This is a genomic window from Bradyrhizobium sp. LTSP885 (assembly GCF_000938305.1).
GTDB lineage: Bacteria > Pseudomonadota > Alphaproteobacteria > Rhizobiales > Xanthobacteraceae > Bradyrhizobium.
The window spans coordinates 117752-128719 of record NZ_JYMT01000018.1 but is presented as its reverse complement, the minus strand read 5'-3'; the positions used below and the strand labels follow the sequence as shown (position 1 = coordinate 128719).

Annotated in this window: 9 protein-coding genes; all 9 read right to left on the bottom strand. The window is 59.9% G+C overall.

The genetic code is table 11. The features are described from left to right. Positions 1-76 precede the first annotated feature (76 nt). The gene (locus tag UP09_RS11850; RefSeq protein WP_044538347.1) at positions 77-2929 is read right to left on the bottom strand and encodes an ATP-binding protein; all 2853 of its coding nucleotides are present in this window, start codon (positions 2927-2929) and stop codon (positions 77-79) included. Continuing rightward, complete coding sequence (locus UP09_RS11845) at positions 2926-3513, bottom strand: helix-turn-helix domain-containing protein (RefSeq protein ID WP_052833065.1); 588 nt, start codon at positions 3511-3513, stop codon at positions 2926-2928. Before UP09_RS11845 ends, UP09_RS11850 begins: the two co-directional genes overlap by 4 nt. A 342-nt stretch (positions 3514-3855) precedes the next feature. Continuing rightward, on the bottom strand, positions 3856-4656 hold the full coding sequence (locus tag UP09_RS11840; protein WP_044538346.1) for an acetoacetate decarboxylase family protein: 801 nt from the start codon (positions 4654-4656) through the stop codon (positions 3856-3858). 126 nt (positions 4657-4782) lie between these two features. Further along, positions 4783-5583, bottom strand: coding sequence for an acetoacetate decarboxylase family protein (locus UP09_RS11835; RefSeq protein WP_044538491.1), 801 nt, complete (start codon positions 5581-5583; stop codon positions 4783-4785). 132 nt (positions 5584-5715) lie between these two features. Beyond that, positions 5716-6111, bottom strand: coding sequence for a cytochrome o ubiquinol oxidase subunit IV (locus UP09_RS11830; protein WP_044538345.1), 396 nt, complete (start codon positions 6109-6111; stop codon positions 5716-5718). Next, positions 6108-6743 (bottom strand): cytochrome o ubiquinol oxidase subunit III, encoded by a 636-nt coding sequence (gene cyoC, locus UP09_RS11825; RefSeq protein ID WP_044538344.1) that lies wholly within the window; start codon positions 6741-6743, stop codon positions 6108-6110. The genes UP09_RS11830 and cyoC overlap by 4 nt, the downstream gene beginning before the upstream one ends. Further along, entirely contained in the window at positions 6740-8722 is a 1983-nt protein-coding gene (cyoB, locus tag UP09_RS11820; RefSeq protein ID WP_044538343.1) for a cytochrome o ubiquinol oxidase subunit I, read from the bottom strand. The genes cyoC and cyoB overlap by 4 nt, the downstream gene beginning before the upstream one ends. Continuing rightward, on the bottom strand, positions 8719-9597 hold the full coding sequence (gene cyoA, locus UP09_RS11815; protein WP_052833064.1) for a ubiquinol oxidase subunit II: 879 nt from the start codon (positions 9595-9597) through the stop codon (positions 8719-8721). Before cyoA ends, cyoB begins: the two co-directional genes overlap by 4 nt. Before the next feature lies 1 nt (position 9598). After that, positions 9599-10837: a heme o synthase gene (locus UP09_RS11810; protein WP_349643910.1), complete on the bottom strand. Its 1239-nt coding sequence runs from the start codon at positions 10835-10837 to the stop codon at positions 9599-9601. Positions 10838-10968: the final 131 nt, after the last annotated feature.

The window sequence follows — 10968 nt, the reverse complement described above, 5'->3', positions numbered from 1 at the left end:
CCGTTCGTCGTCGGTCTTGTGCAAATACACTCCCAGCCGATCAAGTGTTAGCCGAAACCTCCTCCAGCAACAAGCGTCAGTGTAACGAGTTGATGGCGCTGTCGGGCCGGTATGAGCCGGTCAACACCTGCTTGGCCAACCGTAGATCGACGGTTTCAAGGCCTTCGCGAAATTTAACGTAAGTGGCTTGCAGGGTCCGCCACGCGGCCTCCTTTCGCCCAAGCGACTTTTCGGCGATGACAAGGCTGGTCGCGGCCCTGAGCGCCCACGACAGGCTCGCCTGCTTGTTCGACAGTTCGATCGCGCGCAGGAAATATTGCCTGCCAACCGCCACTCCCTCGCCGTTACGCAGTGCCAGTTCACCCCTGATGCGGTGCAATTCCGGGCCGTACCATCGGCTTTCGTCAAGATCGATCTTCGCACGCAGGAAGGCGTCAAGCCCTTCCCTCGGCCAGTTCGCAACCGCCATGGATTTTGCAAACTCTGCTTGCAAGATCCAGTTGAAAATTCCGTAGCGTGCGGCGGACAACTTCTCAAGACCTGAGTAGAACATCACCGACGCGGCGCTGATCTCTCCTCCTCGCCTGATTTTGTGGAGAGCCTGCATGCCGAGACAAAAACCCTGGTAGTTCTGCAGAGCGTACTTTCCCGCATGGCCGGAGAGCTCGTCCACGAGCGCCTCCGCTTCGCCGTCATCTGGGTTTGTCCAGTATGCAATCAGGCCCGCAAAAGTCAGCGCACCACAAAGATTCACGGCCCGATTTGATTGGCGCGCTTCGGCTACGGCCATTTGATTGAATCTGCGGGCCTGATCCGGAGAGCCGCGTAACCACGCCAAGGTCGCGAGACCGGCCAGGTTATCGACCTTGCGATCATAACCAAACCGCTTGATCAGCAATTGTCGTGAAGCTTCGTCATCGCGATGCAACGACAATTCCAGCAAACCTTGAGCTTCCGCAATTCGTCCAGCGTGGTAGTAGGTTATACCTCTCATATAGTTGGCCGTTGCGACAGCGCCGATGCGGCCGGTTCCTTCCGTAACCTCGCCGCAGCGATCCGCCAATTTGATTGCGTCCGGATAGTTCGGAACGCGCAACGCATGGGCCCACAGCACCAGCAGGGCGTCCACCTGATGTTCGATATCGTCAAGGCCCTCGGCGAGTAGCAGCGCTTTGGCCCACGTGGCGTATGATGTTTCCGTCATGCCGGCCGTGAACATCATGCAACTTGCGAGGGCGGATTGAAGGACCATTTCCTGTCGTGTGCCGGAATTCATGTCATCGAGATGGCTGATGGCCTTTGTCATCCATTCCCGGCATTCGGTGAGCAGCGCCATACCCATCCATGTGCTTGCCGATGCCGCGGCGAGTTCGACGCCGACTTTCGCATCGCCCGCGGCAGAGAACGCCCAATTCAGAGCGGCTCTGAGATTGTCGACCTCTATCTCGAGCCCCTTGGACCAGCCCGATCCATCCATCCCGGCACCCTGTCTGAACAGGTCGGTGAAATAGAGGGCGTGGCGACGGTGAAGAAGATTCTGCTCGCCGCTCCCGGCCAGTCGTTGCAAGGCAAAAGCGCGGGTGGTGTCGAGCAAACACAGCCGCCCCTCCTGTCCCTGAGCGGCAATCATCGATTTCGAACGAAGCTCCCAAACGCAATCCGATACATTTGCTTCATCCACCGTCTCATCGGCGACAACGGCGACCGCCGCTTCGAAGGTAAACCCACCGGCAAAAACGCCGAGCCGGCTCAATACGCGCTTCTCGGCCTCGCCGAGCAGATCGTAGCTCCACTCCAACGTGGCGTTCAGTGTCTGGTGTCTCGACGGCGCGGTTCTGCGCCCTACCCATGACAGGCTTAGTCGCTCGTCAAGCAGGCTTGCGGTCCTGCCAAGACCAAATATGTCAACCCTGCAGGCTGCGAGTTCGATCGCCAATGGAATACCATCAAGCCGCCGGCAAATTTTCGCGGCAGTCGGCGCATCCGGATCGGTCAGCTCGAAGTCACTTCGCACCGCCCGTACGCGGTCGACCAGCAGTTGAATGGAGGGATATTGCAGCGCGACCCGCGCTGACAGGCTGCCATCTTCCACAGGGCATTCAAGCCCACTGAGTTCATAGACATGTTCACCTTCAACACGCATGGCCTCCCGGCTGGTCGCGAGCAAATTGAGCGTCGGGACACGACAAATGAGTTCTTCCGCCACCGCAGACACCCCGTCGACAAGGCGTTCGCAACCGTCGAGAATGATAAGCGTCGGCTTTTCCTGCAGGCGTTCGATCAAGGCAGGGACAACGTTGTTTGCTCGTACCGACACGCCGAGTGCTGCAGCTATGCTCGGCGCGACAAGCGAAGCGGCTCCGACGGCGCTCAAGTCGACGAAATAGATCCTGCTGCTGAAAGTGATACTCATCTCGTGGGCAACCGCCACCGCTACCGTGGTCTTGCCGATGCCGCCGGGCCCGACGATTGTCACAAACTTCTGCTCGGCCAGCTTCATCTGGATCTCGGCGAGCGCGCCGCTACGTCCGAGCATCCGCATCGAGCGCGCAGGCAGTCGGGACCTCGATAATGGCTTGAAATCCCCCGACGCTGGCGCGGACACTGACGTCACCGGTACGACAAAGCTGTACCCCCGCCCGGGCACGTTCGCGATATACCGCCTGCCAGGGTCACTCTGATCGAGCGCTTTCCGTAACGCCGAGATATGGACGCGCAGGCTGACCTGTTCTGCACCTCGCTGTGGCCAAACGCGTTCGGTCAGCGTTCTCCGGCCGACGACCTTGTTTGCTTGCTCCACCAGGACGATGAGGAGATCCATGGCGCGCGCGCCGAGCGGTACGACCCTTGCGCCATTTGTCAGAAGCCGGTTTCGGATCGACAGCTCGAAAGGGCCGAAGCTCAGCACTTTGCCGCGCTGATCGCTCATGGGATATTCTCGTCCATGCCGGTTCTTGAGGTGACCTCGCCAGGCGTTCCGCGCTCGCGTCGCCAATTGGCCGGGCTTTGGCCAAAAGCCTGCCTGAAGAGCCTGCATAAATGTGCTTGATCCGAAAAGCCCACGTTCAACGCGATTTCACTCAGAGACGCCGCCCCGGTGATCATCAGGTGGCAGGCCTTCTCCAGACGCCTTCTCACCACGTAGGCATGTGGCGACTCGCCAACCGCCAGTTTGAATTTCCGGGAGAAGTGCGCCGGGCTCCGACGCGCGACCTCACTGAGATCCCGGATGTGAATGGTGCGGTGTAGGTTGCCGTCAATGTAAGCTCGTACGCGAAGGATCTGCCAGGCCGCCAGACCGCCCCTTGTGAAGCCGTTGGCGCCCGAACAACGTTCGATCTCCGCTTGCAGGATGTGCGATGCCGTCGCTAGCGACGCCTTGGCCGCCTCCTGATCGCGCCCCAACTCCCGCCTTGCGGTTTCGAGCAGCTTGGCCACGCTGTTAGCAACCAGGTGAAACTGTTGATCCTCTGCAGGGACAGACTCTGGTGTGGTGGCTTGAAGTCCTTCCATGGTCACTCCCTCCCCGAACCATCCGAAGCTTCGGATCGGCGGGAGAGTGCAGCAGCGAGTGCCTTCTGGCTCGTTAATCAGCGTTATGGAAGGTTAATGCTGCCGCACCGCACTGAACTTTTTTCGTCTTAAATATCAATACGTTGTGTGTTTTCTAACGCGGCGGCGTCACAATTCAGAACACCTCGACAAGCGCCCAAATCGAAAATGCGATGAATGACGCGAGGTCCGCACCAGCGCCCCGGCCGAGGGTCTCAGCCGGCCGGAGGGGGCCGCGAAGACCCTCCCGGCCAAGCGTGGGAGTGTACGCTTCGCCGTCACGGTGAGAGTGCTTTCAGTTACCTACGAGCCGTGGTCCTCGAGGATCTTCAAATCGCTGACTGAGTAGGAAACTGAGTAACGAAACCCGGACTCGATCCTTTTCGGCGCGAGCGCGTTGAGTTCTTCGCCATTCGCTTCCGGAAAGTTAAGTTCGCCCTTCCCGATCCATGCGCCGGTAACCGTGAGATCGTCGGTGATCGACATCGCGAGTTCGTTTACCGCTGGCTTGTCCTGGTATCCGGCCGCCAGTCTCGGAAAGTATCGCAACAGGACCGTGGGTCGGCTGAGGAGAGATATTCCGTTCGCGACCGGCCTGTGCAAGGTGACGCAGGCTTCCGCAAGACGTTGGCCGTGCGCCGAAAGACTGGCGCCAAACCGGCTGCCAGGCGCCACCGGCGCTGCGGCGGGACCTGACGCCGCAAAGGAGCGCGTCTGAAAAATGCTCCCCATTTTCTTGGGAAATCCTTGCGTCCAACCGCGCGCCAGCGCAGCGTCATTGTCGACATAAATGTAGGGGCACCACATCACCGGCTCGTTGCGATACATGGCGTCGACCAAAATAAACGCCTCGCGATATTGATAACGGGCCGGCTCTAGATATTCGTCGTCCTGTGCCGTGAATTGCCAATCCAGGAACATCATGACGGCGTGACCGTTTGACTTCGGATCCGGGGAAAGACCATTCGGCAATGTCGCCGCCGTCGCATCGGCGTCCGTCCAGAACTCGACTCCGACAACGTCACCGGCGTAGTGCCAGGGTGGAGGCGGAGTTAGCGCGGCCTGACCGAATGGCGATTTCGGAACTGTAAAGCCCCTGAGCATTCCCGTTTTCCGATGCATCACTTTCGGTAAAGAAGCTACCGAGACTAGCCGCAATTGATTTGCTTGACGTGCGTCGACTTGTCTATTCCTGCCGCAAAACCAGAACGTTGGGATCCGCCGCGACTGCTAGGCGGTAAGGTCTGCCAGGATCTCGATATCGTTGACGGAATAGGAAAACGAGAAGCGATATCCGCGCCCCACCTTCAGCGGCCCCAACACTTCCAGCTCTTCGCCATAGGCCTCCGGAAAATTAAGCTCGCCCGAGCCGCTCCAGACGTTCGTGATCAGGAGCTGGTTCGAGACACATCGAACGAGTTCATCGACGGCCGGCCTGTCGTGCATGCCGGCACAGAGCCGCGGAAAATATCGCCGTCCCACGATCCGGCGATCAAGCAGGCCAACAAGTCGCTCGACCTTTTCGTGCAAGGTAACGCGGGCCTGCACCAACAAACGGCCGTGAGCCGACATGCAGGCTGAGAACCTGCCATCATGCACGAGTGGCGCCGAGGCTGCGCTCGCGGTGGCGAAAGTACGGGTCTGGTGTACTGTCCCGAGCTTTCTCGGATAGCCCTGAATCCAGCCCCTCATCAACGCAGCATCGTTGTCGACATAGCAATATGGACACCACGCTATTCGTGTCCCCTTCCATATCGCGTCGAGGAGGACGCTGAACCCGCGACACTGATACCTGGCAGGATCCAGATACTCATCGTTCTGCGCCGTGAACTGGTAGTCCGTGAACAGCGCGACGGAGTGACCCGGAGATTTCCTGTCAAGCTCGACACCGGCTGGAAGGATATGGGCCGACACATCGGGATCGTTCCAGAATTCCACCGCCAGGACGTCACCCGCAAAATGCCAGGGAGGCGGCGGGACCAATGCAGCAGCGCTCAGAGGTGACCGGGGCGCAGTGAATCCTTTCAGCATTTCTCCTCCCCAGTGGCCGCGCATGACCTCAACATGAAATGCTAGCGTTGGTCTCGTTCCCAACGCTTGGACGAACGTGTGACCGTTTGGTGGTTCATGCGCATGTGACGCTGATACGAAACCGCGCAACCTTCAGTGCTGCATTTGCAGGTTCATCAGCTCTGGCGCCGGCATCATGCTGTCGTTCAGGTCCGCCATGATCAGCAGCGATCCGACGACAACCAGGGCGACGATCAGCACACCAAACGCCAGCGCCATCACGTTGTTGGTGTTATCCGGCCCCGTGGTAACATGCAGGAAAAACACTAGGTGGACGCCCATTTGCGCGATCGCGAGGACCGTCAGGCCGAGAGAGATGCCCCCGACCCAGAGCAACGACGTGTTCGCAACCCAGAACGACAGGGCTGTGAGGCCGACCGCGAGCCCCAATCCGATCGTGTAGACAAGCACGCCGGACGACGCGCCCTGTTCCACGTCGGGAAGTGCTGATGCGTCTCCGGGCGCGCGATCGTACTGTGTGTCGGTCATGAAAGGACTCCCATCAGATAGACCACCGTGAACAGCCAGACCCAGACGATGTCGAGCGCATGCCAGAACAGTGAGAAGCAAAGCAGGCGCCGCTCCACAGTCTGGCGAAATCCCTTGACGGCGACCTGGGCCATCATCACCACCAGCCAGACCAGGCCGGCGGTGACATGCAGCCCGTGGCAGCCGACAAGCGTAAAGAAGGCGGAGAGGAACGCGCTGCGTTGCGGGCCCGCCCCGATCGCGATCATGCCGGCGAACTCCCGCAGCTCCAGCGCCAGGAACAACGCCCCCAGCACAAAGGTAATAAGGGCAGCCCAATAAGTGGCGGCATAGCGCCGCGAGCCGATCGCCAGGGACATCAGTCCGCAAGTGTAGCTCGATGCGAGAAGGCAGCCGGTTTCGATTGCAACGCTGCGCTGGTTGAACAGCTGCACGCCGCTTGGCCCGCCGGCGGTCGCATGGTTGAGCACCGCGTAAGCGGCAAAGATTGCCGAAAACATCACGATGTCGCTCAGCAGGAAGACCCAGAAGCCGTAGCCAACGACGACCCGCTTGGTAGCGGGACCGGCCTCACCTGCACTCGGTCGCGCCTCGTAACGAACCTTATCATCAACGGCGACAGCAACGTTCATACTGCAATCTCCACCGGATTTGCCCGTTCGAAACGCGCAATTTGCTCAGCCGGAATCTCGATTTCTTCTTCATCACGAAACGCGAAGGCAAGCATGGTCAGAAAGATTCCGATCACCCCCACACCTGCCATCCACCAGATGTGCCAGATCATCGCAAAGCCGGCGACGACGGAGAAAAATGCAACGATGAAGCCGGTCGCGCTGTTCTTCGGCACCTCGATCGGTTCGAATTTTCGCTCCTGCGCCGGCTGGGCCTGCGTGCGCTCGCGCTGCTTCTTGTTCCAGAGAGCATCGAGATCTCTGACCTGTGGAAGCACGGCGAAATTCCATGCCGGCGGCGGCGAAGCGGTCGCCCATTCCAGGGTGCGGCCGTTCCATGGGTCTGCGGTCACCTTCAGCCGGTCGCGGTCGCGGACCGACACCACAAGCTGGATAACCTGGCTGACGATCCCCGCGAGGATAATGACGACGCCGACCGCCGCGGCCACCAACCACGGTTGCCAGCTGGCGACATCGTAATGCTGCATGCGGCGGGTCATGCCCATCAGACCAAGCGCGTAGAGCGGCATGAAAGCGACGTAGAAGCCGATCAGCCAGCACCAGAACGAAATTCTGCCCCAACGTTCGTCGAGCTTGAATCCGAATGCCTTGGGGAACCAGTAGTTGTACCCGGCCATCAAGCCGAACACCGTGCCACCAATGATGACATTGTGGAAATGCGCGATCAGGAACAGGCTGTTGTGTAGCTGAAAGTCCGCAGGAGGCACCGCCATCAACACGCCGGTCATGCCGCCGATCACGAACGTCACCATAAAGCCGATCGACCACAAGACCGGCACGGTAAACCGGATGCGGCCGCCATACATCGTGAACAGCCAGTTGAAGACTTTGACACCAGTCGGCACCGCTATGATCATGGTCATGACCCCGAAGAAGCCATTGACGTTGGCGCTGGCGCCCATGGTGAAAAAGTGGTGCAGCCAAACAATAAATGACAGCACGCAAATCGCCATCGTCGCGGCAACCATGGAGCGGTAACCAAACAGCGGCTTGCCGGAGAACGTCGAGACGACCTCGGAGAAGATCCCGAAGGCCGGCAACACCAGGATGTAGACCTCCGGGTGCCCCCAGACCCAGAACAGGTTGACATACATCATCGCGTTGCCCTGGCCGTCGATCGTGAAGAAGTGAAAGCCCAGGTAACGATCCAGCAGCAGCATCGCCAGGGTCGCGGTCAGGACCGGAAACGCCGCGACAATGAGGAGGTTCGCGGCGAGCGACGTCCAGCAGAACACGGGCATGCGCATATAGCTCATCCCCGGCGCGCGCGTTTTCAGGACGGTCGCGACGAAGTTGATGCCCGTCATCAACGTGCCGACGCCGGAGATTTGCAGCGCCCAAAGATAGTAGTCGACGCCGACGCCGGGCGAATATTGCAGCTCGCTCAGCGGCGGATAGGCAACCCAGCCGGCCTTCGAAAACTCGCCGACGGCCAGCGAAATATTCGTCAGCAGGATGCCCGACGCAGTCAACCCAAGGGCCACCGAGTTCAGGGTCGGAAATGCCATGTCGCGGACGCCGAGCTGCAGCGGCACCACGAAATTCATCATCCCGATCACGAACGGCATCGCCATGAAGAAGATCATGATCGTGCCATGCGCCGAGAAGATCTGGTCGAAGTGTTCGGGCGGCAGATATCCCTGCGCGCCGCCCGCGGCGACCGCCTGCTGCGCCCGCATCATGATGGCATCGGCAAAGCCGCGCAGCAGCATGATCAGCGCAAGGATGATGTACATGATGCCGATGCGCTTGTGGTCAACCGAGGTGATCCACTCGCGCCAGAGGTAAGGCACGTAACCCTTGAGGGTGACCCACGAAAGGATGGCTACGATGACCAGGACCATGCCGCCCGACGCGCCCATGATGATGGGCTGGTCGAGGGGAATCGCGCTCCAATCCAGCTTGCCGAGTAGATTCATTTTTCTGCCCTCATTGACGTCGGGTCTTTGCGGCACATCGCGTCGTCCGATTGCATTTCGGAAACCAGGATGCTGTTGAATAGACCGGGCGCGACGGAGCGGTAGGTGAATGGCGCGACCGCAGCGCTTGGCTTGGCCAGCTGCGCGTAACTCTTCCCGTCGAGTTCCGGACCAGCGCCACGCGCTACGTCAATCCACTGTGCGAACTTTTCGTCCGGCACGGCGTCGGCGTCGAAATGCATGTCGGCAAAGCCTTCGCCGCTAAACTGGGCGGAAAACCCGCGATAGGTTCCCGAATGGTCGGCCTGCAGGTGAAGACGGGTGATCATTCCCGCCATGGTGTAGATCTGGCTGCCAAGCTGCGGCACAAAGAAGCTGTTCATCACGCCCGACGACGTCAGTTCCAGACTGACCGGCGTGCCGACCGGAACAATCAGTCGATTGACGCTCGCGACGCCCTGATCGGGATAGATGAACAGCCACTTCCAGTCGAGCGAGGCGACCTGGACCCGCAGCGGCTTCACAGTGGATACGATCGGTTTGCGCGGGCTCACCTCGTGTGAACCGACCCACGCGACGCCGCCAACCAAAAACACGGTCATGGCCGGGATCGACCAGACGAGCATCTCGAGGCGGCCAGAATACGCGAAATCTGGCCGATAGCGCGCGCGTTCATTCGATGCACGAAACCAGAACGCAACGCCAAGCGTGGCAACGATCACCGGGATCACGATCGCCAGCATGATGCCAAGCGAGTTGAGCAGAATTTGCCGGTCGGCGGCGGCAATCGGCCCTTTAGGGTCGAGCACGCCTTCTGCGCAGCCGCCGAGTGTCGCGACGCCGATCAGGACAGCGGCAACCAAACCGTATCGCATGTTAGACCTCGCTGAAGTTGGCGATGCGGCATGCGCCGCAGTCCGCGCCTGAAGGCCGTTCGGCATGCACCGAGACGCCACGGTCACCATGCGACGATCGCGTGGACGAGAATGGGCCGCGGTCGATCAGAAGGCCGGTAAACAGCACGAACAGATAGACGATCGAGAACACGAACAGCCTGTGAGCCGCACGGCGATCAGCGTCGATGCTTCTGTTCAGCTGGAGTGCGAGCAGAAGGAAAAGTGCCCCGCAGATCGCGGCGAGCGCGCCATAGATGGTCCCTGCAAATCCGAGCACCCAGGGCAGCTCCGAGGCCAGGACCAGGAGGCTGCTATAGATCAGGATCTGACGCGTCGTTGCAGCCCTTCCCGCAACGACCGGCAACATGGGGACGCCGGCACGGGCATAATCATCGGTGCGATTGAGCGCCAGAGCCCAGAAATGGGGCGGCGTCCAAAGAAAGATAATGAGGAACAGCGCAAGCGGCTCGAGCCCGACGTCTCCGGTTGCTGCCGCCCAGCCGATCACCGGCGGCAACGCGCCAGCGGCGCCTCCAATGACGATGTTCTGTGGCATAGCCCGCTTCAGCCACACCGTGTACACGACGACATAAAAGAGGATGGTACCGGCCAACAGCGCGGCCGCGGTGAGATTCGTCGTCAAAGCCAGCGCGACCACGGCGAAAACGCCGAGCGAAAGGCCGACGATAAGCGCCTCGAACCGGGACGTCCTGCCTCGGGGAATTGGCCGCATCGCAGTGCGGGTCATGACCGCATCGATATCGGCGTCGTACCACATGTTGAGTGCGCCGGCGGCCGCAGCTCCCGCGGCAATGGCAAGAACCGCGACAATTGTGGTTAGCGGATCAAGTCGAACCGGAGCGCGGCTCAATCCGACCAGCGCGGTGAAGACGGCAAGCATCATCACCCGTGGCTTTGTGAGCGCGATGAAGTCGTACAAGCTCCGATGGTCCGCCAACGCAGGAGCCGAATGGGGCGACACTGCAAGGTGAGCTCGTCTTTCCCCAAGCTCACCAGCAATGGATTTGACGTTCATCTCGCCGCTCCGAGTTCGCAAAATAAGAACTGTCGTGCTCAGTTCGAACAATTGTCGCTGTGTCCATTCAATATGCGTCGTTAGTTTCGGCCGCGATTGAACGCGGCTGCTCGATTGGGGCCAATCATGCTCAAAACTGTCAGCTGTCGGGTTCCGATCTAACGAGCCGCGCCGCGATCGCACGTTTCAGGATAGTTCGAGCACATTTCAACAAGCGCGCTGTGCCAGCTCTTCCTAAAGCAGACCCCTGTTCGAATATCCGCAACAGGCCGCTTCCCAGCTCTGATCGACGATGTCTGTTTTGTTTACCTGGA

Coding starts and splice junctions, on each gene's coding strand:
- UP09_RS11850 (WP_044538347.1), bottom strand. CDS start 2,929: ATGAGCGATCAGCGCGGCAAAGTGCTGAGCTTCGGCCCTTTCGAGCTG.
- UP09_RS11845 (WP_052833065.1), bottom strand. CDS start 3,513: ATGGAAGGACTTCAAGCCACCACACCAGAGTCTGTCCCTGCAGAGGAT.
- UP09_RS11840 (WP_044538346.1), bottom strand. CDS start 4,656: ATGCTCAGGGGCTTTACAGTTCCGAAATCGCCATTCGGTCAGGCCGCG.
- UP09_RS11835 (WP_044538491.1), bottom strand. CDS start 5,583: ATGCTGAAAGGATTCACTGCGCCCCGGTCACCTCTGAGCGCTGCTGCA.
- UP09_RS11830 (WP_044538345.1), bottom strand. CDS start 6,111: ATGACCGACACACAGTACGATCGCGCGCCCGGAGACGCATCAGCACTT.
- cyoC (WP_044538344.1), bottom strand. CDS start 6,743: ATGAACGTTGCTGTCGCCGTTGATGATAAGGTTCGTTACGAGGCGCGA.
- cyoB (WP_044538343.1), bottom strand. CDS start 8,722: ATGAATCTACTCGGCAAGCTGGATTGGAGCGCGATTCCCCTCGACCAG.
- cyoA (WP_052833064.1), bottom strand. CDS start 9,597: ATGCGATACGGTTTGGTTGCCGCTGTCCTGATCGGCGTCGCGACACTC.